Below are 25,792 nucleotides of genomic sequence, written 5' to 3' on the forward strand. Positions count from 1 at the left end.
CTATAAATTGCAGTAACACATTAATTCACCGGACCCTTATGGTGTATTCCTGACCGGTATTACTTTCATCCGGTTCTGAATAGATTGTGGTCCTTGCCCCAATAGCACCCCATAATGAGTTGCATTTGCCATGACATTTTTAACGTAGTCACGGGTTTCAAGTAACGGAATGGCTTCCGTATATTGATCAGCAGTCAGACTCTGAAATTCAGGCTGCCAGCGCTTAGCCCTGTTCGGACCGGCATTATAGCCAGCCGTCGCCAATACAGGGTTATTACTGAGCTGATTTTGTATCATGGACAGATAATAAGTACCGTAGCGGATATTGGTATTCATATCAGTCAGGGCAGCCGGGTTATAACTCTCGCCCATTTGCCGGGCGACCAGTCGTGCTGTATCCGGCATGATCTGCATCAATCCGCCAGCTCCAACATGTGAGCGTGCAGAAGATACAAAACGGCTTTCCTGACGCATAAGTCCATAAGCCCAAGCTGGATCTACTCCCACATTGCGGCTATGACTCACCACTGTACCCTGATGTGGAGTAGCATAACGGTAACTGTAATTATGCTGTCTCACTGTACGTTCTGCGGCATAGATTGCCCGATCATACCATCCCATATCATGAGCACGTTTCGCCGCAGCGAGTAATAAACCATCATCCTGCTTCAGGTATGCCTGACGTACTGCCCAGTTCCACTCACGATTAATATAGCTATCTGGTGCATTAATACGGCGCAAGGTAAACGCACGGTTAAAATGAATATTCTGGTTCAGCCGCTGCATGTCTTGGCTAGAAGGTTGCTGATTACCCGGCACACTGCTGTACCTTTGGCCCAACTGATCCTTTGCTAACAGATTATGATAATCATCGCCTGCCTGGGCCAATTTACTATAGATAGCTCGTGCTGTCTGGCGTGAACCACTGTCATTTCGTTTTTCCACGCTACGGGCCAGCCAGTATTGCCAGCGGTCTTCCTGTTTCTGGGTGACTGTCATACTATCAATAGCACGGATTACACTCTCCCACGCTCCAAAGCGAATCGCCTGTCGCGCATAGATTTCTGCTTCTTCAGGGGTAAATGGATAACCATAGCTGGTATCTAAAGCATTCAGGACTTCCCGATTAAAATTATTCTTCATGACAGTAGTACCGCCAATATAACCTACTGTGCGATACAAATAGCGTTGTACATCGGCAGGCGTACCCTCAGCCGCGCGTTTTACCGAAGATAACGCTGTTTCCAGTTCGTTATTGGCCAAACGTCCCAGGGCAAAAATCAGATAAGCATGATCAGTTGGAGTCGCTTTTGGTGCAGACCATAAATAATTAAGCGGATTAGCCTGAATCTGGTTCAGCTGGGCCAATGATAAAGGTAGCCCAATAGTTTGTGCCGTTGCCAGCGCCTGACCCGACTGTCCTGCCCGTAGTTGTCCCCATAAACGCTGCTGGCGATCTTGGGCAGTCATTAATGGACTGGCTAGCATCATACGCCCCAAACCGGTACACGAATCAGGCTGGGATTCAGTAGTAAACCATATATCCTTATACTCAGCAAAGACCAGAGGGTCGCCAGTCTTAGCCCGCACCTGGGCAACCGCACAGCTCTCTGCACGGTCAGGATTGGTTACATAAGCCAAAACTGGCTGGGCATTGGCATAATCAGCCTGTTTTACTTTTTCTTCTACATAGTCAGCGGCAAGTTTCTCAGTCATGGCAGCCTGTGGATACCGCTGGGCAAAGCTGATAATTGCTGAAGGCGACTGAAAACCCAGATTGGTATTTAATTTCCAGTATTCCGGATAATAGCCAAGCACATCATTTTGCATAGCAGCCTGATACTGATCTAACAGCGCAACATTACCCGCGTTGGCAGCCCTTAAGGCATCATTAAACTGCTCGTCAGCAGCCTGGCTACAATGTATACCGAATACACTCATCAAGCTTCCAAGCAAGATGCGCTGAAAACTTTTGTTTTTTAATCCATATTTACTTAATGAATTATTTTTCTTGAGATGCATACCCGCCCTTTTCCAGCTGCAAAACCCAGTTCCGGACCGATAGTTTAATTATTCTTTATGATCACTACTGTTGTGTTATGTAACCTCATGATTCACCTCTCATTAATTCAAAAGTAATTTTGTCTGTAAAATCAACGCAAACTGAACTGAATTTATTTTTAGGGCTTTCGTTAAAAATACTGTTAAAATGTGCGACCTTAAAAATCCCTTTACCGGTCGATCTATGTATATTCAGGCCGGTTATCTGATCATTATCCTTTAGGAGCCTACATGACGGTTCAAACCTTCATTCCAAATGGTGCCAAAGCTGCCTCAGAAAACACTGTTACCCAGCCACAGCACACCCCTGCCGACAATATGCCAGTTAAAAAACTGTATATTGAAACGCAAGGGTGTCAGATGAATGAGTATGACAGTCACCGTATGGCAGACCTTTTAGGCGACTCACATGGCTATATCCTGACCAGCAATCCGGCTGATGCCGATATCCTGCTGATGAACACATGTTCAATCCGTGAAAAAGCACAGGAAAAAGTGTTTAGTGAGCTGGGCCGCTGGCGTAAGCTAAAAGACCAGAATCCTGACCTGGTGATTGGTGTGGGTGGCTGTGTGGCCTCACAAGAAGGCGATAATATTCAAAAGCGTGCGCCTTATGTCGATATGGTATTTGGCCCGCAAACCCTGCACCGTTTACCGCAAATGCTGGACCAGCATATAGACCAGCTTGAGAAGCCAAAGAAAGAGAAGATCAAGCTGGTCGATATTTCCTTTCCGGATATTGAAAAATTTGACTTTTTGCCCGAACCACGCGTAGAAGGCTATAAAGCTTTTGTTTCAATCATGGAAGGCTGTTCAAAATACTGTTCGTTTTGTGTAGTTCCTTATACCCGTGGTGAAGAAGTTTCACGTCCGCTGGATGATGTACTGGCCGAGATTGCTGGTCTGGCAGAAAAAGGCGTTCGCGAAATCAATCTGCTTGGCCAGAACGTAAATGGCTATCGTGGAGAGACTTTCGAAGGCACTATCTGTACCTTTGCTGACCTGCTGCGTCTGGTGGCCGAAATTCCGGGTATTGGTCGGGTTCGTTATACCACTTCACACCCGTTAGAATTTAATGATGATCTGATTCAGTGTTACCGCGACTTGCCACAAATGGTCTCACACCTACATTTGCCGGTACAAAGTGGTTCAAATGACGTACTTCAGGCAATGAAGCGTAACCATACTATTGATGTTTATATTGAAAAAATAGCCAAGCTTCGCAAAGTCCGTCCCGATATGCACTTATCAAGTGATTTTATTATTGGATTTCCAGGCGAGACTGATCAGAATTTTGAAGAAACTTATCAGTTTATTCAGGAAATGGACTTTGACCACTCTTATAGCTTTATTTATTCCAAACGTCCTGGTACACCAGCCTCAGAGCTGGCTGATGATACACCGGAAGAAGTGAAAAAAGAGCGTTTAGCACGTGTTCAGCAATGGATCAAGCAATCCAGTATTGCAAAAACAAATGCCATGCAAGGAACGATTCAACGTGTTCTGATTGAAAATATTTCAGAAAGGGATCCGAACCTGCTAGTCGGTACGGCCGATAATACCCGTCTGGTTACCTTTATCGGAGACCCGGCCTGGGTGGGACGTTTTGCCGAGATTGAAATTACCGAAATTAAAACTTTAAATTTAGTTTACGGAGAACTCTTGAATCTTGAGCCTGACGTGGCGTAATGTAAGGGGAACGACAAAAATTACCTAAAGGATTTCTCTTGACTGCAGCGATTCGACGTACAGTAAGTTTCCCTGGCATTTCTATGGAACGCCTTAAGAGCATGTTAGGTGCTTATAACGGACATATGAAACAGATTGAACAGCGTCTGGATGTCAAAGTTACCCATCGCGGTGATAGCTTCTTTGTAGATGGTGAAATCGATGCAGTTGAACGGGCAGAAAGCCTGTTACAGCGACTGCATGAAGAAGCCGAGGTTTCGCAGCAGATCAGTGCCGATGTACTGCATATGATGATTCAAGGCAGTCAGACCGAGCGCGAGCTGATGGATGATACCGAGCAGGAACATACCGGCCTCGACAGTGTCTGGTTACAGACCCGAAAAGGCCGGATCAATCCACGCGGTGCCAACCAGAAACGTTATGTGCAGCGCATTTTACAAAGTGATATCTCTTTTGGTATCGGTCCTGCTGGTACAGGTAAGACCTATCTGGCGGTTGCTGCTGCAGTCGACATGCTGGAACGTAATGAAATCCAGAGAATTCTTTTGGTCCGTCCGGCGGTAGAAGCAGGTGAAAAGCTGGGCTTCCTGCCGGGTGATTTAAGCCAGAAAATTGATCCTTACCTTCGCCCTCTTTATGATGCACTGTATGAAATGCTCGGTTTCGAGAAGGTTGCCAAACTCATCGAACGGCAGGTCATTGAGGTTGCCCCACTTGCTTATATGCGTGGTCGAACCCTGAACCATTCTTTTGTCATTCTGGATGAAGCACAGAACACCACGCCAGAACAGATGAAAATGTTCCTGACCCGTCTGGGTTTTGGTTCGCGTGCAGTAATTACCGGAGACATTACTCAGGTAGATTTACCACGTGGACAGCAATCAGGACTAGCCCATGCTTTGCGGGTACTGGAACCGATTAAGGAAATTCATATTACCCGCTTTCATTCACGTGATGTAGTACGCCACCAGTTGGTACAAAAAATTGTAGAAGCATATGAAGGCTGGGACAGTGAACAGTCCCGGCTGAGTGCTGAAGCACGTGCTGAGCGCAAGGCACGTCAAGAAGCACTTGTAAATGAAAATGATACTGCTGCAGATGCACAGCATCAATCAGAAACACCAGACAACATTTAAGGTTTATTTTGAAACTTAGTCTCTCTTTGCAACAAACGTTTGTAGCGCCTGAACTGGTGCTCAAACGTGCTTATCTTAAAAAAGTGATTGAAACCACTCTTCGTCATCTTGACGTTAAACAGGACTGCGAAATTGGAATTGCCTGTGTTGACCTTGATCAAAGTCAACAGCTGAATCTGGAATACCGCCGGAAAGACAAACCTACCAATGTCTTATCTTTCCCGAGTGAAATTCCGGAAGAAATTTTACCCATGCTGGCAGCCCGGCCTTTGGGTGATCTGGTGATTTGTATTCCGGTCGTATTACAAGAAGCTGCCGAGCAGCAGAAAGTACCCGTAGAGCATTTCACACATATGCTGGTCCATGGCACCTTACATTTGTTAGGTTATGACCACGAAATCAGTGATGAAGATGCCGATGAAATGGAAGCACTGGAAATTGAAATTCTGGCCAAGCTTGGCCTGAATAATCCTTATCAGGAAGAATAAATTAAAGTAAGCTATTTTAATAATTACAAACCTGGCAGGAATAATAACTATGAAACTTCTCATGCAAATTACTGCTCTGTTGACCAGTACAATATTTATGCCTGTAGTTTTTGCAGAACAACCTGTTACTGTGCAAAGCAGTTGTCCGCAGTCTGAGTTTCAGTCTAAAGATAAAACATGGAGTGGCCATTATTATCTCAGCGGCGTCATGGAAGTTGGCTCTGAATTGCTACTGGAAGAAAATGGTCATTTTAAATGGATGCTGGCAGTCGGTAGCCTGGACCAATATGCAGAAGGTATCTGGTGGAAAACCGGAGAATGTATCGGTCTCAAACCTGAAGCCAAATTCTTAAAACAGCTTCAGATTTTCCCAAGTTCTCTTTATCTTGCTGATGAAAAACTCAAAGCTGTCTGGGCAGATGGCCGTGAGCAGGGAACTTATTACCGGCCGAAACTGAGCTCTAATCCTTAACACAAAACCTTTAATTTATTTTACTTCGAATTCAGCCTCGGCCGGGTCGAATCGCCATGTCCGTACAATGCGTAGTTCAGAAATATCTTTCATACCTGCATCAAACCGCCCAAATGGCGCACCTTTACGTACAGAAACCTTGGCTGCCTCATCTAGAATGGTATGTCCTGAACTTTCCAATAACCGGATTGCACGTATCCCGCCTTGAGCATTCAAGATGACCATAAGCTGCACTTCTCCTGTTAGGCGCTCAGCCTTAGCCTGCTGCGGATAATAGCGGTTACCATAGAGTTCAACTTTTTCACGGAACTTGTCCAGATAGGCAGCTGCTGCATCCTGCTTGGCCTGTATTCCATCCACCGTTTTGATACGCTGCTGACGGCTGAAATCCTGCTGACGCTGTAAATACTGGGCTTCCAGACTGGCAGCCATTGCTGCCTTAGCCTGAAACTGGCTCTGTAATTCTTCTAAAGCTTTTTTACGCTGGTTCTGCTCCGCTTCTTTGCGCCAGCTCATGATTGTCATCAGGACTTTGTCTTCAAACTGTATTTGAGGCTGTTGGTGCATCTGCTGTAAAGTCTCCTGCTGCTGCTCACCCGCACTTTGTTGTTGTGAACTGGCCGGTAGCTGGCTTGAGATACGGTGAGCCTCTCGGAAGCGGCCTGAACCCTGCTGGTCTGCCTGTGCCAGATAGTCGGCATCTTTGACCTGCTCAGAACTCGGACGAATGCTGACAGCGATTTCCTTACTGGCAGCAGCCTCTGGATCTGGCATTGCAAAATGCAGAGTTAAAATCGCCAAATGTAAAATGACAGCCAGCAACAGAGCACCCATAAAAATCGGATCCTGCCACCAAGCCAGACCTGTCCCACCAGGTAAAATTATTTTTTTCAACATATGACTTTTTACCAGCCAGACTCTTTTGGTTTGAAGTCGGTTTAGAAAGAAGTAGAAAATAACATCAATACAAAGTTATTATTAAACTTATGGACTTGTCACCCCAGTCACCAATCTTCATACTCAACATTAAAAATGACGCGATTAAATTCAGCTAACTGCAGGATTCAAGCTTGAAATTTTCTTACGTCCCGTCAAGATTGCAACTGAACGAAAAAGAACTCTCCATCTGGAATCATTTTTATGCCTAGAACGCTAATTTCCAATATTTCTAAACGTATACGTCAAGTATATCAAAAAGCAGAGGGATTTATTGAAGAAGAGCGTGAGTTTGCCTTGTCTCAAGTTTTTTTGAATGCCACTTTTGAACGTTATGTCACCAATAATGTTAAACTTTTGCAGGATTTGCATGCTGATGTGCATGATGACTGGCTCAGACTGTACGCCACTTTGGAAGTAAAGGGTTTATATACCACCCTGTCTGTTGACTTAAAACTGCTACAGATGGAACTCAATAAAAATACCCAGCTTCTGATTTTTGAGCAGATCAGTGACACGCAGGTGATTGAGGCCAAATTTAAAAATGTATTTATAAAAATCGGATTTAATACCGCTCTCTTCTTTTACCAGAAAATTTTAAGAAAAGACCCTTTAGGTTCTATCTTAGAGCGTTTTAATATTGTGCAAGTTAAAGATGACCTGTTATATCTGGATTTGAATCAGTGGTTGGGCAAAAGCCGTTCGGTTCTGGAAACACTGGATAAAATCAATGTAAATCAGGGGCTGTTACGTGAAGCAGAACTGGTTCTGGTTGGGAATGTTAATATGCGGGCTATTCTGCATAAATCTATGCGCGATGCCCAAATGCAGAAAATAGAAAATGATATTGAAGCTACCCATGTGACGCCACTTCAACAAAAATAGACTTTAAAATATCTTATATTTAAGCTGGTCTGTGAAAAACCTACATACTGATACAGTTAAGTAGCCTATTTCTATTACTTCTTCATTATTGAAGAGCATAATACTAGATGAAAAATAAGTTATATTTCTTTGATGTAACCTGTTTCTGTAAAAGGATCCCCACACTTATGGCAACTACCCTGTTTAAAACCCTGACCTTAGCGACTGGTATGACCACAGCGCTGTTATTTTCCGGTTTTTCAAGTCATGCTCTCGCCATGAGTCCCTTTCAAGCCAGTTATCAGTTTTCTTATAATGGTAAGAATATGGGTACAGCGACCCGGACTTTAAGTAAGAACGGTAACCAGTGGGTGTACACCTTTGCCGCAAAGGCGGGCGCTATTGCATCAGCCACCGAAACCAGCCGTTTTAGTTTTAACAATAACAAGATTATCTCTGACAGCTTTAACCGGACCAGCAAAATTTTAGTACATAATGACAAAATGAGTATCCAGTTTAATCCGGGCACTAAACTTATCAAAACGCAAAAAGATGATAAGTCCCGTTCTTTTGCCTGGCAATCTGGGGTACTCGATGAGCTAAATGCCGAATTACAGATTCGGGAAGATTTAAAAGGCTCAGGTTTAAAGTCAACCTATCCAATTGCTGATGCCAAAGAAGTGGAAAACCGTAAGTTTGTTAGGCAAGGTACTGAACAGGTGAAAACCTCTTATGGTACATTCAGCACCATTAAAGTACGGATGCAACACGACAAGGCCGAGCGAAATACAGTTTTCTGGCTAGCCCCAAAATTAGATTACTTACCGGTTAAAGTTACCCATCAAGATGGTAAAACGTCCTATGGCCTGTTATTAACAGGTTATAAAGGACCAACAAATTAAGTAATTTGATCAATTTCAGCTTGCATTTTTGCGGATGCTTTTTAAAATACGCTTTTGCTTGAAAAAGCATCCGCCCCTAGAGGAATTCTCCCGTGCATGCACTAGAACAGAAAATCTTAAGTGAAGGTATCGTTCTATCTGATCAAGTCTTAAAAGTGGACGCGTTCTTAAATCACCAAATTGATCCTGTATTGATGCAGCAGATTGGTAAAGAGTTTGCTGCCCGCTTTAAAGATGCAGGCATCACCAAAATTATCACGATTGAAGCATCTGGTATCGCTCCCGCAGTCATGGCAGGTTTAGAACTGGGTGTTCCTGTAATTTTTGCCCGTAAATATCAGTCATTGACTTTAAAAGATGACTTATACCGCTCTAAAGTTTTTTCATTTACCAAGCAGACTGAAAGTACAATTGCGATTTCAAACAAGCATCTGAACTCAAGTGACCGCGCACTGGTCATTGATGACTTTCTGGCGAATGGTCAGGCGGCTTTGGGTCTGATTGACCTGATTCATCAAGCCAATGCCGAAGTTGTTGGGGTCGGGATTGTAATTGAAAAGTCTTTTCAGCCTGGCCGCGATGTCTTACTTGAAAAAGGATATCGTGTCGAGTCACTAGCCCGTGTAGAGTCACTAGCAGATGGCAAAATAGTTTTTGTTCAGGAATAAGCTTCTTTGACAATAAAAGAGCGCATTAGCGCTCTTTTTTATGGCTGCAGTTTAAGAGCAATCTCTCCAAGCCTTTTACCTTGGGCGAAGCACAAATCTTTTTCTTCCTGAGTCAGCCCTTGGTCATGGCGTGGTCCACTCACATGTGTGGCACCATAAGGCGTGCCCCCAGATTTAGTATTTGAGAGCGCCGGATGGTCATTACTAAGCCCTATAATCATCATACCATGATGGAAAAGTGGAGGCAGCATGCTCAGTAAAGTGCTTTCCTGCCCACCATGCATAGAACCACTCGAGCTAAATACACAGGCAGGTTTGTTATGCAATGCTCCGCTCAGCCATAAACTGGTTGTTTGGTCCCAGAAATATTTCATCTCACTGGCCATATTACCAAAGCGGGTAGGTGAACCAAGAGCCAGACCGCTACAGTTAGCCAGCTCATCTAGCGTACAATAGATATCGCCTTCTGCAGGAATACTCGGTGCAGCTTCTGTGACTACTGTCGCCAATTGTGGGACCGTACGGATCTTTACATTCATACCGGTGGCTTCGATACCATTTGCAATTAAATGTGCCATATCTCGGGTAGAACCATATTTACTGTAATAAAGAACAAGAATATAAGCTTGCATACACTTTTAGAGTTTAGCTAAAAAGAAAACTATACGGTATTTCTTTAAGTTTTTGCTAAGCTGGAACAACGAATTACATAAAGATCATGAAAAAAATCGAGATTTTATTTTTATGTTGAATTTTTTGAAGAAGCTTCCGTTCTATGACAAAACCTGGTTCAAGTTTATCCTGTTTGTCATTCGCCGTTTTGAAGCAGACCGTTGTCGAGAGCTGGCAGGTTCTTTAACCTATACCACGCTCTTTGCGATTGTGCCCATGCTGACCGTATTTCTGGTCATCATTTCCTCTATTCAGGCCTTGGAACCAGCGCGTCAGCAGTTGCAGCAGCTTATTTATAGCAATTTTCTGCCTAAAAGCACGATTGCATTTGACAAGATGCTCAATGCTTTTACCGAGAAGTCTAGTAATCTGACTGTCATCGGGGTGCTGTTCCTCTTTGTCACAACCATCATGATGTTAAGTACCATTGAAACCGCGTTTAACCGGATCTGGCGTGTTAAAGAAACACGCGGAGGTATTGTCGGGTTTATGCGTTATTGGACAATTATCTCTTTAGGGCCCATTGTGCTTGGCAGTGCTTTTGTCATCTCATCTGCGCTGGCTTCTTTAAGTATTTTAAGCAATAACTTTGCTGGCTATGAGATGGATGGTGCGTTTCTCCTGTCATTGCTTTCTATTGCATTGACGATTGCTGGTTTCTTTATTATTTACTGGACTATACCCAACCGCAATGTACCTATGATTGCTGCTGCACTGGCCGGCGTATTCAGTGCAATTGTTTTTGAAATGCTCAAGAACTTGTTTGGCACCATTATGTCCAATTTCACCAGTTATGAAATTGTCTATGGTGCCTTTGCCGCAATTCCTATTTTCCTGTTATGGATTTACCTGTCTTGGAATATTGTACTTTTAGGGGTTGAGGTCAGTTTTGCGATTACTGCGTTTCATTCTCGCTATGGCCAGACACGTCATCCGGTGTTGATGCTGCTGGATGTTCTGGATCTGTTTTATCGAAAACAGAAACTCGGGGAAACGGTTACTGAAAAAGAAGCTATGAACATCTTGGGCCGTGGGGAAATAGGCCGTTGGCCGGCTTATGTCGCTATGCTGGAAGAGCAGAATCTGGTCAAGCGTACAGAAAATAATGATTATGTACTGGTACGTAATCTAAGTCAGGTTGACTTCTGGAGCTTCTATAAAGCACTTCCGTATCCACTGCCACGACGTAATGATGTAGGCAATATTCATCCAGATGATGAATGGATGCAAAAGCTTGGTCCCGTACTCATTGAAAGTGATGACTATCTTTCTGTCAAACTTTCTGTTCCTCTTTCAACGATTTTTGAGAGAAAATAAAATTTAAAATTACCTGTATGCTTAAAAAAGGCCATATGAAATGGCCTTTTTTAACACTTAAAACCATCTGCTTATTGAACAAATGTATTCCATGTAAAATCTTGGGAAACACCTTTTAATGTCATGATCAGACGGTCTCCAGATTTTAATGCAGCTACTCCAGCTGGTGTACCGGTCATGACGACATCACCGGGTTCAAGTGTAAATACCTGACTGATATCTGCAAGCAGATAACCAATATCAAAAATCAGTAATGAAGTGTCACCTTCCTGACGTAATGCCTCATTTACCTGTAAGCTATAATGAATATTTTTCCAGTCGTTTATTTCTTCCAGACTTACCCAGTCTGCCAAGATACAGGAACCATCAAAAGCTTTGGCCCGCTCCCAAGGCTGGCCCTTGCCTTTAAGTTCGGTTTGTAACTCTCGTAAGGTGAGGTCCAAACCCAGAGTTACTGCTCCAACAGCTTTCAAAGCTTCTTGCGGATCAGTTTCATTATGTAATGGCTGGTCTATACGTAAACTGAGTTCACATTCATGATGACAGTCGCCCCATGCCGGATTCCAGCTAATTCCCTGTTCAAGTCCAACCAAGCTGCTTGGCGGCTTGATAAATAGTACCGGACGGTCAGGTACGGCGTTCCCCAACTCTTTGGCATGATCCGCATAACTGCGGCCTACACAGACAATTTTTGATGGACGCGTAGCCATGCTTTTCCCTTCCTTTTCTATTTCAGTTCAATAAAATTTATTTCTTGAATGTATTTTCAAATACAGCCTGTTGCTGGGCATTCAGAAAAGCCCGTTTCGGTATAATAATGACAGTCCGGTTCTTGAACTCAAGCATATAAGTAAGCTTGCCTATAGCAAAGTGCTGTACTTCTGCATACTGGAAAGTTTGCTTACGACCATTTGCATAGAGTTCAATATAGTCCTGAAACAGCTCAATCCCCTGCTCACTTTTACCAAACTGATACTTGATAAACTGACGTTTGAACATCATCGGTAAAAACCAGTAACGCATGATGAGTTGTAATATCAGGAAGAATACGCCAAGTGCCACATAATAACGGCCAACGCCAGTAGGTCCTAAATAAATACCCCATATCACAATAGCGGTGCTGACAAGAGGCGTGATAAAACGGGTCAGCTGTTTTTTGCCAAATGTCGCCAAAGAGAAGCCATCTTGGGATTCTTCCAGATTTAGGCTATAGCGCACAGATACAGCAGGCTGAACTTCAGACATAAGCACATCATCAAAACTTTCAAATTGTTTTAAATCTTACACCAGAATACGTTATTTCCTCATCTTTTTAGTGTCCGAAGTTATAGTAGATAACAGCCCTTTTTCCTTAATATTCTTTCCTTTATCCCATAAAAAATAGATAAACAGGATTGGCATGTTCTATAGCAACAGATATTTTTATCTCATTGTATGGTTTTGGCTATCTGCCAGTACTGTAGTATCAGCCCAAATTATAACTTGGACCGAACAGATACCCAGCAGTCTTTCACCATTTCAAGGTAACATCCAAACGCTTGCAGGCCTCACAGGCGACCGTATTTTTATTTATGCTCACCCTAAACAAAATATTCAACTGCCTACATTTCAAGCCCAGCAGAAAATACAAGGAAAATATTATAGTGGTGCAGTAATTGTTCCAACCTCTAGCCAGAATATTGCCAAACTGCTGACTCACTATCGTAATTATGCCGGTTTATTTCCCACGCTTAAATCTGCGAAGATCCAAGCTCAACAAGGCAATATTACTCAGGTCAAATATCAGATTCATATTCCCACGCCTATTCCGGTACTCAATTTCAAAGAACAGGTATTAATGCAGCATCAATACAGCAATAATAGTATTGCCACCTTAGTAATTGATGCTCCTGTTCCTTACGGTGCGGGAAAAATTGAATGGTTTGATATAGGCACCCAGAGAACTTTAGTTACGATTACCCAATGGGGTGATCTTAACCAGCCTAAAGGTTTTTTATTCGGTAAAATCCTGAATGCCATTCCAGAAGCCAAACTTGGTATTCCAGGCGCTACCAATGCCTTTTTACTAGAAGCATTGCAACGTCGCTATAAAATATCAACAACCCAGAACCTAAAAGCAGGCACATTACCAGAGTTCCAGCTCAGTACTGCTCAGCGTCAGAAAATTGTCCAGTTAAGCCAGCAGTCTCAAGAACCTGTATCTTTTATTCTTTCGGACTATCAAGTGCCCTATCAGCAGGGTACAGAAGCTATGCGTTTTAGTACCAGCTATCAGTATTTTGCACAGAGCCCGGAGCAACTTAAACCTTGGCTACAGGCACCTAACTTTAAATTGCTCTTTCCACGTCAGATTAAAAATGTACAGACCAAGCAGCTTAATCCACAAAAACTTGATGCTAATTATCAGGTTTCTGTTGGTTTAGGGGTAATCAGTATTCCTTTCGATTTTAAACTGCGCTTTGACTACCCGAATTCACTACAAAATGTTTTTCATGCGGTGGGTGGGGACTTAAAGTATATACAAGGCGGTATGCAGCTTGATGCGTATGGTCAGGGTACTGTATTAAAGCTTACCAGTGCGGTAAAAATTCATGACCAGGCACCTTTCCTGCTGCGGGCCATGCGTAGTCTGCCCTATCACGATATGTTACCTGCCATAGGTGGAAATACGATATTAGCCTTAAAAATTAAACAGCGAGTGAAATAATTATTAAATATTTTATCGTTATTTTAGATACAAAAAAACCGCAACAAATGTGCGGTTTCTTCTATTGTTTATCAAGTTGGTGCGCTCAGAGAGATTCGAACTCCCGACCCCTTAGTTCGTAGCCAAGTGCTCTATCCAGCTGAGCTATGAGCGCGTACTTGATGCTGCGCATTATACGTGTTTTTCAGACTTTTATAAGTCTTTTTTAACAACTTTTATCTGAATGCCTAGTTAGTAAGCGTTTTGAAGAAAATCAGATAACTCTTGATCAAAAATTTTTATAAGCAGTTTTCATATTTTCAAAGTAGCTAAAGGCCAATTTATTAAAGTAGTAATCTATTATTTTCAGGCACAAAAAAACCGCTATAAAGCGGTTTAATGTTCAAGTTGGTGCGCTCAGAGAGATTCGAACTCCCGACCCCTTAGTTCGTAGCCAAGTGCTCTATCCAGCTGAGCTATGAGCGCGTACTTGTGTGCCCTTAACGGCAAGTCGTTACAATCAATTACTTCAAATATTTATAGGAATTAAACCGATAAATTGGTGCGCTCAGAGAGATTCGAACTCCCGACCCCTTAGTTCGTAGCCAAGTGCTCTATCCAGCTGAGCTATGAGCGCATTGAGGTAATCGTTGGCGGTGAGAGAGGGATTCGAACCCTCGATACAGTTGCCCGTATGCGTCCTTAGCAGGGACGTGGTTTCAGCCACTCACCCATCTCACCGTAACGAGCCGCCATAATACAAACTTAATTCCCAATCATCAAGCCATGACTGAAAAAATTTCTGCCTTTTTTGTTCAATTAAATATTTTTTAAGCAATTTATCGGGTTTTACAGAGTTTTCTGATCTTTAAATGCTCACTCTATAATTTTTGAGGTACTTAGTTTCCGATTATTCTCAAGATAAAACACATTATTGCAATCATTTACGTGCAGTCCGGGCCGGCATGACTTATGCTAAAGGTATCTTCTGATGTCAAGCCAAACGAAATTATGAAAAATTGGGTCGATCCTGAAGCTAAAGCAGAAGCTGAACGTTATGACAATCCTATTCCAAGTCGTATTTTGATTCAAAAAACGATTGAACAGTTACAGGCGCCGCAATCCCATGCCGACCTGGTTGAGCATTTTGAAATCCAGGACCAAAAAAGTATTGACGCGCTTAATCACCGCCTGATTGCAATGGTACGTGATGGACAACTGGTCAAGGATGGATTCAAGTTTCAGCTGGTTGCTGACTTGCCTACTTATGAAGCTACAGTGTATATCAATACAAAAGGTATGGGCATCGCACAGATTGATGGCCAGGATAATTTGTATTTACCAGAACGTGAACTGCGTCTGGTCTTTAATGGTGACCGGGTACGGGTACGTCAGACCAGTACTGACCGCAAGGGTAAAGCTTGGGGCTTTATTACTGAAGTAATCCAGCGCCGGGTCAAGCAGATTATTGGGCAGCTGAAAATGTATGAAGGTGAATATTTTATTCAGCCTTCCATGCCAAACCAGCATCAACCGATTACCCTGGAAAAAGAACTGATCGATCACGCCAAAATTAACTTGGGTGATATGGTGCGTGTTGCCATTGATGATTATCCGACTCGGGAAGAGTTTTCTACCGGTCATATTGTGCAATCAATGGCAGATAAAGCCGATACTGAAATTATCATTCCACAAACCATCTTGGAATATGGGCTGCCTTATGAGTTTCCTGAAGAGGTTTTAAAGGAAGCAGCCAGTTTTAAAGAGCCGGATGAACAGGACCGTCAGGGCCGGGTAGATTTACGTGATCTGGCTCTGGTCACAATTGACGGTGAAGATGCACGCGATTTTGATGATGCCGTATACGCAGAAAAACGTCCGGGCGGTGGTTATCGAGTGGTGGTCGCAATCGCTGATGTCAGTCACTATGTACGTTTGGGCACAGCACTGAATGAAGAAGCTGAAGAACGCGGGACCTCTGTGTATTTTCCGCATTTTGTCCTGCCGATGTTGCCAGAAGCGCTCTCTAATGGTCTCTGTTCACTGAATCCGCATCTGGACCGCTTGTGCATGGTCTGTGATTTAAATGTTTCACGTGCCGGCCGTGTTACCCAGTATGAATTTTATCCGGCAGTCATGCACTCTAAAGCACGTCTGACCTATACCCAGGTTGCTGCCTATCTGGACGGTGACAGCCAAGCTGTCCCTGAAGATCGTACTGTTCGCAAATCACTTAATACCCTGTTCCAACTTTATCAGGTCCTGAAAGAATTACGTGCAAAACGTCATGCGATGGAATTTGAAACTGTCGAAACATATATGACATTTGATGAGCTGGGCGGTATTAAGGAAATTTTGCCACGTAGCCGTAATGAAGCACATAAACTGATTGAAGAATGTATGCTGCTGGCTAACGTTGCAGCTGCTGAATATTCATTGAAAAATGAAATTCCAATGTTATATCGGGTCCATGATGCACCAGAGTTTTCGCGTACCCAGAAAGTACGGGATTATGTGAAACTCCTGGGGTTAAATTTCCCGGAGCAGCCAACTCAGGCTGATTACCAGGCCGTCATTGAAGCAACAAAAGACCGGATTGATGCACCAAGTATTCATGCCGTGTTATTACGTTCTATGATGCAGGCTTATTATGGACCAGAAAATATCGGTCATTACGGTCTGGCTTATGAAGCTTATACTCATTTTACCTCGCCAATCCGCCGCTATCCGGACTTACTGTTACACCGCGCAATTAAAGCACATTTGAAACATAAACAGTTTGCCCTGTCAGGCAACCAGCTGGCTGAGGCAGGTGAGCATTATTCTCAGACAGAACGCCGTGCCGATGAAGCCTCCCGTAGTGTAACAATGTGGCTAAAATGCCATTATATGCAGCAGCATCTAGGTGAAGAATTCGACGGTATAATCAGTGCTGTAACTGAATTCGGGCTGTTCGTTACCCTGAAAGATCTGTACGTTGATGGCATGCTGCATGTCAGCCAGCTTGGAGATGACTTTTTTGTCTATGACCAGCCGAGTCAGAGTCTGATTGGCCAGTCTCGTGGCCAGGTTTTTGGCTTGGGAGATGAAGTCAGAATTAAGGTTGCAGGTGTTCAGCTTGAAGAACGGAAAATTGACTTTGAGCTGGTTCGGCAACTTACTCATGCTGGACGAGCAGTGCGTAGCCGTGCCCCTCGCGTTGCACAGGTGCGGGAAGAAAATCACGGCGCACGCAACAAGGATGACTCTGGTGAGCAACCTGTCCGTAAAAAACGCAATAAAAGCAGTAAACCTAGCTCTTATACCAAGAAGTCAGGAAAAAAATCTGCTGAAAAGGCTTCTGTAAGCAAAGAAGCTCCCAAGAAAAAATCAAAGGATAAGAAGCGCAGGTCCAATGCCAAATCACGGCAGGATTAAATCTTCTTTATTTTGGTGAATGGCAAGAGCTAATCTCTTGCCTTTTCATTTTTAGCCTTATTAAAAATTTTATTGCAATCATGTTTTTTAAAAGGCAAGTTTAATGCTCAGCCACAAGATTCCCACGCTTATTTTCCTGCCAAGTCTTGATTTCCCTTTATACAAGACTTACATCTAGTAGCAAGTATTTTGAAAATCAGGCGTATAACGATGACTTTGGAAAAAGCAACTTTACCTTTGCCACAATTTGACCAGATCAAACTTGAGCATTTAAAGCAGCAGATTGAACAGCAGATTGAATATGGTCAGGCTTCTTTAAAGCAGTTACAGCAAGTCCCAGAAAATCACCAGCAACAGCTTCACATACTGGAACAGGTAGATACGCTTGAGAATAATATGAGCGAGTCTTGGGGCATACTCTCGCATTTAAATGCCGTGATGAATAATAGCGAAACACGCGAGATTTTTCAGGCCTTACTTCCTGCCTTAAGTGAATATTATACTGAGCTTGGTCAGCATAGTGTCTTGTATCAGACTTATCAGGCTCTACATGACAGCCCTGACTTTTCCCTGTTGCCAGAAGCTCAGCAAAGCGCCATTCGACTGGCCTTACGTGACTTTAAACTTTCAGGTGTTGCTCTAGAAGGTGAAGAAAAGAAACGCTATGCAGAGATTTCTGCACGTTTATCACAACTCTCTTCAGATTTTTCCAATCACGTGCTAGATGCTACGCAGGCCTATTTTAAACCGCTTGAACAGGAGCAGCTCAGGGGCTTACCACAAAGCAGTATCGAGCTGCTAAAACAGTATGGACAGCAGCGTGAACTGGAACAGCCTGTAGCAACACTGGACCTGCCTGCATATCTGGCAATGATGACTTATGCCGATGACCGCGAGTTACGTGAAGAACTGTATAAGGCCTATACTACACGCGCTTCAGAGCAGTCTGACCATCTTGAATATGATAATAGCCAGATTATGGAAGAAATTCTGAGTCTGCGTCAGGAAATGGCAAAACTGCTAGGTTTTAACAACTATGCTGAGTACTCCTTGGCTAGCAAGATGGCGCCCGATGTAGACAGTGTGAATAAATTTCTGGTTGAACTGGCTGAACATGCCCGTAAGCCCGCTCTGAAAGAAATTGCTGAACTTAAAGCAATAGCCGGCTCAGATGGAGTGAATGAGCTTAAACCTTGGGATACAGCTTACTACTCAGAAAAACTTAAACAACAACAGTTCAATCTGTCTCAGGAAGATCTAAAGCCTTACTTTCCTGCTCCTAAAGTCATTCGTGGTTTATTCCAGATCGTAGAACGTTTATATGGTATTCAGATTGTAGAGCGGGAAGCAGCCACATGGCATCCCGATGTACATTATTTTGAGCTTGAAGACCAAGGCGAAGTTCTGGGCGGTTTCTATTTTGATTTGTATGCGCGTAGCGGTAAACGCGGCGGAGCCTGGATGAGCGGATTCCGTTCACGCATGCAGCAATCCGAACACCTGCAAAAGCCCGTATGTTACATGGTCTGTAACTTTACTCCCCCGGTCGGAACACAACCTGCCCTGCTCACTCATGATGAAGTCAATACGCTATTCCATGAATTTGGTCATGGTCTGCATCACATGCTCACCGAAGTCGATAATATTTCAGTAGCAGGTACACATGGTGTGGAATGGGATGCAGTCGAGCTACCTAGTCAGTTTATGGAATTCTGGACTTGGGATCAGCAGAGCCTGAACCTGTTAAGTGAACATATTGAAACTAAAGATGCCTTACCAGAGCAGTTACTACAGGCACTGCTGGCAGCACGTTTTTTCCAGTCTGGCATGCAGACTTTACGTCAGGTCGAGTTTGCACTATTTGACCTTACTATTCATAAAATGACGCCAGCATTAAATAGCCCGCAGATTCAGCAGGCTCTGGATGATATTCGCGAACAATATGCAGTGGTGCCAGCTGTACCCTATAATCGCTTCCAGCACAGTTTTAGTCATATCTTTACCGGCGGTTATGCTGCTGGTTATTATTCTTATAAGTGGGCTGAAGTACTGGCAAGTGATGCATTTGACCGCTTTGAAAATGAAGGTATTTTCAATACTGAAACCGGCAAGGCTTTCCGTTCAGCCATACTGGCCGCAGGCGGTAAAGATAAGGCACTAGATGCTTTTGTCAACTTCCGTGGACGTGAACCTAAAATTGACGCGCTATTACGTCATCAAGGTTGGACGGATCACCCTAAAACCGCTTAAACTAGTCCTTTATTTAATCAATGTGTGGTTAGGATAATGAATATTAAACGTCGTTTTATCGCAGGAGTAAGATGTCCAAAATGCGAAGCGCTGGATAAAATTATTATGCTGACCACCGAAGATGATGAATGGATTGAATGCATTGAATGTGGTTATTCAGATCGGCGTCCTACTCATATAGAGCAGCCACAGGAGGTTGCTCTTCCTGATGATGTAGGGGTAATCCAGTTCAAGCCTCGTCAGAAACAGTAGGCTGTAAAGATGTCTGTTACAGTGCAAAAAAATAATTCAAACTTATTATGGTTTATTGCCGGCGTTATTACGGCAATCATCGTCATGATCGCGCTGTATTTCTGGTTGCTACAAGACCAGTCCCCTGCTGTCTCACAGCCGGTAGAAGTTAAGCAAAGTACATCAAAGCCTATAAATGCTGTCCCTTCAGACCAGTCCGAACCTCAGCAAGCCAAACAAGGTCCTCCCTTGGTCGATGATCAGCTCCTAAATGAACCTGTTCATCCGGCTCCAGCACTGGCTAAAGAAGAAATTGCCAAACTGGATGATATCCAGGACCAGTTAAAGCAGCAGCAGGCTCTTCTTCAAGAACAGCATGCCAGTGCAGATAAACTGATTCAGCTTAAAGAAGAACAGCTTAAATTACTCGAAGCCCAGCTGGCACAACAACCTTCGAGCTAATCTGTTGCCTAAAGATATTCACAAAAAAAGCACTCGAGAGTGCTTTTTTATTAATGTTTCAATATTTTACTGATACCAGCCGAATAGCTTAAAAATATAAGGTGCGAAAGTAATAATTAGCATCGCAGGAAACATTACAATAACTGGTAATATCCACCGCTCATAACGATAGTAAAATGATTTATGGCGTACTTCTGCATCCGCATCTGCTACCTCTTCATCACCAATAGATTGACGGGCAAGGAGATGGTTTAAGGCAACAGGTGGCGTGACATAGCCCAGTTCAAAACCAATTAAAGCAATCATCCAGAAATGTACAGGATGGATACCATATTGATAAGCCACGGGCGCAATTGTAGCTGAGATTAGAATGACTGCCCCAAATGGGTCCATAATCATGCCAACAAATACCATGACAGCAACAATCATTGCCAGCACTAAAAAGGTATTGCTGATATCGGTTGGGAAAGCACTCATAATCTCAATGCGTTCCAGAAACCCACCCACACTGACTGACAGTGCCATGAGAATTACTAAGGCACCAATATGGCCCACTGTTTCACTGGTAGATAAATGCAAAGCACGCTTAAAACCTACTTGGGGTTCTTTTACCAGACCTGATCTTGCTACGCTATGATCAGCAGACATTCCTTGTGTTGCGTTAGCTGTAACCACCTGATGGTATTCAGTCGGAGGTATAGCGGTGTTCACTGTAGTCAGCGTAGCAGGATCTCCCATTGTTACTGCATAACGGTCTACAGCAGGATTGTAGCCTACCGTAGTAACAACTTCCGGGCTTTGCCTTAACTTATCAAACAGAACAATCATAAGCAGAATTACGGGCATCATAACTGGCGCTGTAAATTCATTAAGATCGGTTGCCAGGATATATTTGTAAAATAGCCAGATCAATACAAAGATCAGTACATAAGGTAGTACCGGGCCTATAGCACGAAATGACTTTGGAAAAGCGACACTTGGGGCAGCAATCCGAAATTTCCGTTCGGCAAAGAAGAGTGAAATAACGAGAAACAGAGTCGAAGTCAATAAAAATACATATAAACCATAGTGATAAAGCAAGTCAGTCGTTACTTCCTTGTTCAGTGAAGCGACCACTACAATCAACAGACATGGACGTAATACTACACCAAGTGAGCCAGACATGGCGCTTGCGGCCAGTGCGAACTGTCGGCGCCCACCTGAAAGCCAAACCTCTTTATATATAATCGCGCCGGCTGCAATAACAAAAATTCCCGATGCACCGGTATAAGCTGTAGGCAAAGCAGCAGCCAGTAAAATTAACCAGGTCAAAGTTTCTGGAGCCAAGTTCCATGGACGTAAAATATTCAGGAACATATCTACAATCTGGGTCTGTTTTAACAGCATCCCTGCCCAGATAAATAAAGCCAGATTTAGGAAGATACTGGAGAACTCGACCAATTGTCCGAGATAAATTCCCTGACCCATCGGATAGTCCATGAAGAAAGTAAAGGCCACCCCAGTAATTACTGCCATATAGACATATAAAGGCACACTTAGAAATGCCAGACCAAAGCTGCCGCCTTCACGTGACGGTTTAGGAGGCTTAAACAGATAAAACAAGCTGATCAGGCTTAATATACCAAACAGGGTAATCCACAGCCCATAAATAATCTGGATTTCCCGGCCAATTTCAACTCCGGCATTCATCATTGAATGATATTGGCTTAAAGCAGATGAAGTGAGTAACAGATTCGCCGCCAGCATGAAGACCGAATATACTTTATAGTCAATTCGGGTAGCAGGACTCCGCAAACCAATATGATGGGTTTTTAAAGTCGCGCTGATGGCAGCAAATACCACCATAATAACTAGAATTAGCGCACGGTTTTCGGTTCCAAATTGAAAAACTCCGAAAAATGAAGTTTCGACAGCCCGGTATGTTCTGAGGGTACTGTGGTCATCAATATAGGTAACTGCCCGATCATGGAACTGATATTTTTCTTCACAGAGCTGCTGCCCTGCCAAGATCGAAGCCCTAACATCAGCCTCTGAAGCGGTACCGAAAATATCAGCGAACTCATCTGCTGCATTGGCTTGCATCTGTTTTTGTACCTGTGCATCAATATCAGGATGACGTTCACAGGTTGGCTTTTCTGGTTCAGCCCGTAAAAACGAATATTGCATTCCACTTGCAGGATCGCCATACAGACGTTCTCCCATCCGTAGTAGTTGGCCATGAATCATTTCACCGGTCCCAATCACCAGTGTAAGCAGTAACAAAACAAGAATAACAAAAGTGGAAATCCACTCTGTCCAGATATAGCTTAGGCGACCCAAGCCAGTTTGTTTTTGTGTTGGTTGCATGTTCTTTCCACTTTTATCCTGTGTTTATGCTTCAGCAATGCTTGGGCATAAAATTCTTTTTTTATTTCTTTAATGTGGATATATCCTTATCCACACTACGGTTACGCTATTTATGATGAAACTGTAAAAGGTAATTAAATACGATCCTTGCTCTTTTTCTAAATTGCCGTGCCTATTTTAATTTTCCCCCTGCGGTATACCAGAGCAATTAAGGCCAATATAGTGCCCCAGAATACGCCTAGCAGATGAGCTTCAACCAGTACGGGACTGCCAATTAGCTCTGCTGTTCCCTGCTGACCTATTGTATTTTCCCAAAGTAGTTTGGCCAGTATCAGACTGAACACTAATAATGCAAATTTACGCTCTCTTTTATACTGGCTATAGATGACTGCGCCTGCTACATATAAACCATGCAAGACACCGGATAGACCTGCATAGGCTTCAACTGAGGGTAAAATATAATAAACACTCAGGCTGATGAGTGGAGCCAAAACAATCAGCAAGAAAAAGAAATTGCGAATACGAATATGGGGAAAAATAAAAGGCAGACAAGAGAATGCCAGCATGTTCAGTAAATAGTGTATCCAGCCTACATGAACCCAGTGGGCAGACCATAAACGCCAAGGCTCTCTAAATACAAGATCACGCCAATAAATAAAATAATCCGCATATACCTGTAAACAGGCTGAAATTGAGGCACAGCTTGCTATAAAAACTAGCTTCTTAATTAAATTCCAGTCGTTTATAGTCATATGCCCTTATACTCGCCATGTTCAAATATAGGTAAATCCAGATTATGCTAGCATCATGTTCTGCCCTTTCTGAACTTTTAATTGCCCTGTTTAGTTTCGTTTGGGGTATCTGATGCTTCGGCTTCTATATCGCTGGAGTCCTCCACGCCATTTGTATCTCCTCCTTCAAACAGGTCCTCTAGTTCATTGCCAGATTGCTGCTCATCCCAGAAACTGCTCATCCCGCCTTCAGCAGTACGTACTCCGGTATTCTCAGTCCAGTAACGATCAGAAATGCCGCGAACCATCATTCCTGCCATTGTATCGATTAAACGGTAATCCGGATTGACCGGTTTGTCTTCAGCAAGTGAGGCATGATAGGTACGTAATGCATCACGGATTTTATTATCATCACCTGATGCCTGTGCTGCGACTGCATATAATGCATGTGACATGCGCACGCCTTTTTGCTCTCCAATTTGCACCGATTGTTTTAAGGTTTGATACGGGTCGGGTTTACCATCACCTGAACCAGGCAACAGAGTCCAGATCACGGCGCGGGTCGCCTGCGGAGCGCCCCAGAACTTGTTATTATCCAGACAAGTCATGCCGCGCTCTACAATTGCAGCGATATCTTTAGGTACATTGGCTTCACCCCCCGAATTAATATCATTAGTCATGGCTTGCAAGCCGCTGATCATTCCCAGCAAATACACAGTCTGGTCTAGGTCACTACGCATGGTCGGACATGAGTCACCGAGAGTAGCTTTATGTTTTGCTTCCCAGCGCTCTGCAAATAGTTGATACGCTGTATACTGGCGCTGTGCAGCAGTTGCAGCCCAGCGTTTTTGCTCAATCCGGGCATCCTGTGCTTCGGTCACGTTACCACTTTTTGATGCACGCAAATAACGCAACTCGGCTTCAAGTGCCTGATTTTCCGCACACATGCCAGAAGCCGTGTAGAGCAACACAGCTATGCGGGTAGGATCTCCCCCCATATCTTTAGTCGCCATAATTGCAGGTGTTAAAGCATTACCAGAATTACAGACCATATCCGAATCATTCATAGCCAGTATTGGGGGCACAATGTGCCGCTCACTAAAGCCCAAGGCCAGATTTGTCCCAGACTTTACTGCATAAGAACATCCGGTAAATAAAGAACTTGCCATTACTGCGAGTGCCATGCCTTGGCCAATTTTTTGGACGTTTAACATTCTTCCTGTCCTCTTTTTAATTTTGTTATATCCATGAGTTAGCTCAACATATCAGATGCAAAATCTGAAGAGAAGAGTAATTACTCTAATTTTCACTGCAACTGTGCCAGTAAAAAGTACGATTAAATATGACCTGAATCAGGAAATTTAAAAAATTTAGGCAAAAAAAAGTAGCATTGCGACGGTTCAGCACATGCTACTTATTAACTGGACATATTCAGTGCAAACCCTACATTCAAATTCATTTGTAATTTTTTAAATTTGATGCAGCGTTTTAATCTAGTGTTATCTAAAAATTAAAGATATTAAAAACTACTTGTGAATCAATTTAACCTATATTTAACAACTAGACATGAAGAATTGTCAGACAAGTTAAAATTTTTATAATTTATTCGATAAACAGCAACTCACCTAATAATGGGATTAATAAATAATTTACATAAACAAAAAAGTAAATTAAAACAATATCTTAATATTATTAATGCAGCTTGGCTAATATTTTTAATTTTTTCCAGTATACAAGAGACAATTGATCACTCCAGATTACCAAGGGTTTAACCTGATTTTTCTGAAAATAAATTACAATATAAAGTTGATGATCAATTATCTTTCGAATCACAACACGATCTAAGTGTTTGGCTTTACAGAACTGAAGAGTCCATTCTTCAGCATCTAGATATTCAAAGCGTACAGGACGCGGCGTTTTTAAAAATAAGCTATAACTTATCAAACCAATGACAGAACAGAGTAGCCATAGTCCCAACGGTAGTAGTGAATAGAACAAAATCAGCAAACCGAGTAGTAAAGAAAGCTGAACCATAATAGCCATGCGGCTAGGTTTCAGCTTAAAACACTGCTTAACCATGGACATAATGTTTAAGTTTAATAATTAGCTGTTTCATCTCCGGACGTGGGGGTTCAGAAACCTCCATAAACCAGTCTAGAAGATCAGGGTCTTCCTGTGCGACGAGCTCGGCGAAGGTGGCCTTTTCTTCCGCATCAGCTTGTAAATAATATTGTTTTACATAAGGGTCAAAATATACATCAATTTCTTTTAGTCCCCGGCGTGCACGGTAAATTACTTTACGTTCTTCCAAAGTCATTTCTTCAGACATTTTCTATCCCCAAGTGAATAATTTCAGAATAGTTTAACTGATCCACTCTTAAAATTTGCAGCTTTTCCATAAAATGGCGAAAACCATCAATTTTTTGATGGTGATTGAGCATTTGGCCTATTGTACAAAAAAGCC

Annotated in this window: 22 protein-coding genes, 4 tRNA genes and 2 pseudogenes; 13 read left to right on the forward strand and 15 right to left on the reverse strand. The window is 43.0% G+C overall.

Annotation, left to right across the window (positions count from 1 at the left end):
- Positions 1-36: 36 nt before the first annotated feature.
- The gene (locus tag AC0VYT_RS12430) at positions 37-2,022 is read right to left on the reverse strand and encodes a lytic transglycosylase domain-containing protein (protein ID WP_005018412.1); all 1,986 of its coding nucleotides are present in this window, start codon (positions 2,020-2,022) and stop codon (positions 37-39) included.
- 270 nt (positions 2,023-2,292) lie between these two features.
- On the opposite strand from AC0VYT_RS12430, the gene miaB reads away from it, so the two are divergent.
- Genes miaB through AC0VYT_RS12450 form a run of 4 tightly spaced genes read left to right on the forward strand, consistent with a single transcriptional unit; the run spans position 2,293 to position 5,846 of the window.
- The gene (gene miaB, locus AC0VYT_RS12435; RefSeq protein ID WP_005018411.1) at positions 2,293-3,750 is read left to right on the forward strand and encodes a tRNA (N6-isopentenyl adenosine(37)-C2)-methylthiotransferase MiaB; all 1,458 of its coding nucleotides are present in this window, start codon (positions 2,293-2,295) and stop codon (positions 3,748-3,750) included.
- Between the two features lie 38 nt (positions 3,751-3,788).
- Positions 3,789-4,886 carry a PhoH family protein gene (locus tag AC0VYT_RS12440; RefSeq protein ID WP_005018410.1) on the forward strand — a complete coding sequence of 366 codons (1,098 nt, stop codon included), beginning with the start codon at positions 3,789-3,791 and terminating at the stop codon, positions 4,884-4,886.
- 8 nt (positions 4,887-4,894) lie between these two features.
- Positions 4,895-5,374 (forward strand): rRNA maturation RNase YbeY, encoded by a 480-nt coding sequence (ybeY, locus tag AC0VYT_RS12445; RefSeq protein ID WP_005018409.1) that lies wholly within the window; start codon positions 4,895-4,897, stop codon positions 5,372-5,374.
- Positions 5,375-5,423: 49 nt separating this feature from the next.
- Positions 5,424-5,846, forward strand: coding sequence for a hypothetical protein (locus AC0VYT_RS12450; protein WP_005018408.1), 423 nt, complete (start codon positions 5,424-5,426; stop codon positions 5,844-5,846).
- A 15-nt stretch (positions 5,847-5,861) separates the two neighbouring features.
- On the opposite strand, the gene AC0VYT_RS12455 is transcribed toward AC0VYT_RS12450, so the two are convergent.
- The gene (locus tag AC0VYT_RS12455) at positions 5,862-6,743 is read right to left on the reverse strand and encodes an energy transducer TonB (protein ID WP_005018407.1); all 882 of its coding nucleotides are present in this window, start codon (positions 6,741-6,743) and stop codon (positions 5,862-5,864) included.
- 243 nt (positions 6,744-6,986) lie between these two features.
- On the opposite strand from AC0VYT_RS12455, the gene AC0VYT_RS12460 reads away from it, so the two are divergent.
- From AC0VYT_RS12460 to AC0VYT_RS12470, 3 genes are all read left to right on the forward strand, one after another.
- Complete coding sequence (locus AC0VYT_RS12460; RefSeq protein WP_005018406.1) at positions 6,987-7,667, forward strand: hypothetical protein; 681 nt, start codon at positions 6,987-6,989, stop codon at positions 7,665-7,667.
- Positions 7,668-7,834: 167 nt separating this feature from the next.
- Positions 7,835-8,548 (forward strand): DUF3108 domain-containing protein, encoded by a 714-nt coding sequence (locus tag AC0VYT_RS12465; RefSeq protein WP_005018405.1) that lies wholly within the window; start codon positions 7,835-7,837, stop codon positions 8,546-8,548.
- Between the two features lie 92 nt (positions 8,549-8,640).
- The gene (locus AC0VYT_RS12470; RefSeq protein WP_005018404.1) at positions 8,641-9,216 is read left to right on the forward strand and encodes a xanthine phosphoribosyltransferase; all 576 of its coding nucleotides are present in this window, start codon (positions 8,641-8,643) and stop codon (positions 9,214-9,216) included.
- A gap of 38 nt (positions 9,217-9,254) precedes the next feature.
- On the opposite strand, the gene wrbA is transcribed toward AC0VYT_RS12470, so the two are convergent.
- On the reverse strand, positions 9,255-9,848 hold the full coding sequence (gene wrbA, locus AC0VYT_RS12475; protein ID WP_005018403.1) for an NAD(P)H:quinone oxidoreductase: 594 nt from the start codon (positions 9,846-9,848) through the stop codon (positions 9,255-9,257).
- A gap of 112 nt (positions 9,849-9,960) precedes the next feature.
- On the opposite strand from wrbA, the gene AC0VYT_RS12480 reads away from it, so the two are divergent.
- Positions 9,961-11,205 carry a YihY family inner membrane protein gene (locus AC0VYT_RS12480; protein ID WP_005018401.1) on the forward strand — a complete coding sequence of 415 codons (1,245 nt, stop codon included), beginning with the start codon at positions 9,961-9,963 and terminating at the stop codon, positions 11,203-11,205.
- Between the two features lie 71 nt (positions 11,206-11,276).
- Here AC0VYT_RS12480 and AC0VYT_RS12485 read toward each other — a convergent pair whose 3' ends face one another.
- Entirely contained in the window at positions 11,277-11,915 is a 639-nt protein-coding gene (locus tag AC0VYT_RS12485; protein WP_005018397.1) for a fumarylacetoacetate hydrolase family protein, read from the reverse strand.
- Positions 11,916-11,952: 37 nt separating this feature from the next.
- A complete protein-coding gene (locus AC0VYT_RS12490) occupies positions 11,953-12,450 on the reverse strand; it encodes a YcxB family protein (RefSeq protein ID WP_005018395.1) in 498 nt (165 codons plus the stop codon).
- Between the two features lie 154 nt (positions 12,451-12,604).
- On the opposite strand from AC0VYT_RS12490, the gene AC0VYT_RS12495 reads away from it, so the two are divergent.
- Complete coding sequence (locus AC0VYT_RS12495; RefSeq protein WP_005018393.1) at positions 12,605-13,912, forward strand: hypothetical protein; 1,308 nt, start codon at positions 12,605-12,607, stop codon at positions 13,910-13,912.
- A 77-nt stretch (positions 13,913-13,989) separates the two neighbouring features.
- On the opposite strand, the gene AC0VYT_RS12500 is transcribed toward AC0VYT_RS12495, so the two are convergent.
- The 4 genes from AC0VYT_RS12500 to AC0VYT_RS12515 all read right to left on the reverse strand — a co-directional run bounded on the left by AC0VYT_RS12500 (position 13,990) and on the right by AC0VYT_RS12515 (position 14,632).
- Positions 13,990-14,066: transfer RNA gene (locus tag AC0VYT_RS12500), tRNA-Arg, on the reverse strand.
- Between the two features lie 234 nt (positions 14,067-14,300).
- Positions 14,301-14,377: transfer RNA gene (locus AC0VYT_RS12505), tRNA-Arg, on the reverse strand.
- A gap of 74 nt (positions 14,378-14,451) precedes the next feature.
- Positions 14,452-14,528 (reverse strand) — tRNA-Arg (locus AC0VYT_RS12510).
- 14 nt (positions 14,529-14,542) lie between these two features.
- Positions 14,543-14,632, reverse strand: a tRNA-Ser gene (locus AC0VYT_RS12515).
- Between the two features lie 267 nt (positions 14,633-14,899).
- Here AC0VYT_RS12515 and rnr point away from each other — a divergent pair.
- The 4 genes from rnr to AC0VYT_RS12535 all read left to right on the forward strand — a co-directional run bounded on the left by rnr (position 14,900) and on the right by AC0VYT_RS12535 (position 20,251).
- Complete coding sequence (rnr, locus tag AC0VYT_RS12520; protein ID WP_174498813.1) at positions 14,900-17,308, forward strand: ribonuclease R; 2,409 nt, start codon at positions 14,900-14,902, stop codon at positions 17,306-17,308.
- Between the two features lie 210 nt (positions 17,309-17,518).
- Positions 17,519-19,558: a M3 family metallopeptidase gene (locus tag AC0VYT_RS12525; RefSeq protein ID WP_005018390.1), complete on the forward strand. Its 2,040-nt coding sequence runs from the start codon at positions 17,519-17,521 to the stop codon at positions 19,556-19,558.
- Between the two features lie 36 nt (positions 19,559-19,594).
- Entirely contained in the window at positions 19,595-19,810 is a 216-nt protein-coding gene (locus tag AC0VYT_RS12530) for a YheV family putative zinc ribbon protein (protein ID WP_005018388.1), read from the forward strand.
- A 9-nt stretch (positions 19,811-19,819) separates the two neighbouring features.
- On the forward strand, positions 19,820-20,251 hold the full coding sequence (locus tag AC0VYT_RS12535; protein ID WP_005018387.1) for a hypothetical protein: 432 nt from the start codon (positions 19,820-19,822) through the stop codon (positions 20,249-20,251).
- Positions 20,252-20,317: 66 nt separating this feature from the next.
- Here AC0VYT_RS12535 and AC0VYT_RS12540 read toward each other — a convergent pair.
- The 6 genes and pseudogenes from AC0VYT_RS12540 to AC0VYT_RS12565 all read right to left on the reverse strand — a co-directional run.
- Positions 20,318-20,890: pseudogene (locus tag AC0VYT_RS12540) on the reverse strand (TRAP transporter large permease subunit); the annotation flags it as partial.
- Between the two features lie 152 nt (positions 20,891-21,042).
- A pseudogene (locus AC0VYT_RS12545) lies at positions 21,043-22,597 on the reverse strand (TRAP transporter large permease subunit); the annotation flags it as partial.
- A 158-nt stretch (positions 22,598-22,755) separates the two neighbouring features.
- A complete protein-coding gene (gene rrtA, locus AC0VYT_RS12550) occupies positions 22,756-23,349 on the reverse strand; it encodes a rhombosortase (RefSeq protein WP_005018383.1) in 594 nt (197 codons plus the stop codon).
- Between the two features lie 77 nt (positions 23,350-23,426).
- On the reverse strand, positions 23,427-24,542 hold the full coding sequence (locus AC0VYT_RS12555) for a hypothetical protein (RefSeq protein ID WP_005018381.1): 1,116 nt from the start codon (positions 24,540-24,542) through the stop codon (positions 23,427-23,429).
- A gap of 478 nt (positions 24,543-25,020) precedes the next feature.
- The gene (locus tag AC0VYT_RS12560; RefSeq protein WP_005018378.1) at positions 25,021-25,407 is read right to left on the reverse strand and encodes a hypothetical protein; all 387 of its coding nucleotides are present in this window, start codon (positions 25,405-25,407) and stop codon (positions 25,021-25,023) included.
- Entirely contained in the window at positions 25,400-25,657 is a 258-nt protein-coding gene (locus tag AC0VYT_RS12565; protein ID WP_005018377.1) for an FAD assembly factor SdhE, read from the reverse strand. Before AC0VYT_RS12565 ends, AC0VYT_RS12560 begins: the two co-directional genes overlap by 8 nt.
- Between the last annotated feature and the right edge of the window lie 135 nt (positions 25,658-25,792).

It is taken from the genome of Acinetobacter sp. QJM3NY_42 (assembly GCF_056173745.1).